The following is a 926-nucleotide window of genomic DNA, read 5'->3' as shown; positions in this document are numbered from 1 at the left end:
CTAGTACTACAGCCGTAGATCGTGATCTTGTTGGTAGGGGCCGGCGCGGGCATGGGTGCGGCCACCGTTGATCATCGTGAGTTGTGTGGACTAACGAAGAGACGGTGGCCGCAGGTCACAGCATAGATCCCGCTCGTTGGCGGGATGCGTTCGAGGGCCTGATGAGCCGGATCGCGGGGCGCTTCGCCCGGGTCGAACCCCGGCGCAGGGCGGCGCGGTTGGTGCTCGGTCTGCTGGCCGACCTGCCGCGCAAGAACTGCTGGACCATCGCCGAGTGGGCCGGCGAGACCACTCCGGACGGCATGCAGCACCTGCTGGGGCGGGCCAAGTGGGATGCCGACCGGGTCCGCGACGATGTGTGTGACTACGTGGTGGACCACCTGCACGACGACCAGGCGGTACTGGTGGTCGACGAGACCGGGGACGTGAAGAAGGGCACCGGCACGGTCGGCGTCCAGCGCCAGTACACCGGCACCGCGGGCAGGATCGAAAATGCCCAGGTCGCCGTCTACCTGGTCTACGCCGGCCGGCGCGGGCACGCGGCAGTGGACCGGGAACTGTACGTCCCGCGTTCATGGACCTCCGACCCTGACCGCTGCCGGGATGCCGGACTCGACCAGGACACCGCCTTCGCCACCAAGCCGGAACTGGCCGCACGTATGGTCACCCGGTTCCTGGACGCCGGCCACCAGGCCGCATGGGTCGCCGGCGACGAGGTCTACGGCGGCAACCCGAAGCTGCGAACCGCACTGGAGGAACGCGGCACCGGCTACGTCCTCGCGGTGGCCTGCTCGCACGAAGTCACCACCGGCGCGGGGAAGTTCCGTGCGGACATCCTGGCCAAGAAGGTGCCCAAGCGGGCCTGGCAGAAGCTCTCCGCAGGGGCCGGGGCCAAGGGCCACCGCTTCTACGACTGGGCAGTCATC

Annotated in this window: 1 protein-coding gene; it reads left to right on the top strand. The window is 68.8% G+C overall.

The genetic code is table 11. The features are described 5' to 3' along the window. Nucleotides 1–161: 161 nt before the first annotated feature. A partial coding sequence (locus RMT89_RS40350) for an IS701 family transposase (RefSeq protein WP_315888723.1) occupies nucleotides 162–926 on the top strand: 765 nt, incomplete at its 3' end.

Source organism: Streptomyces sp. P17 (assembly GCF_032436805.1).
In the GTDB taxonomy this organism is placed as follows: Bacteria; Actinomycetota; Actinomycetes; order Streptomycetales; family Streptomycetaceae; genus Streptomyces.
This window is presented reverse-complemented; position numbering and strand designations above follow the sequence as displayed.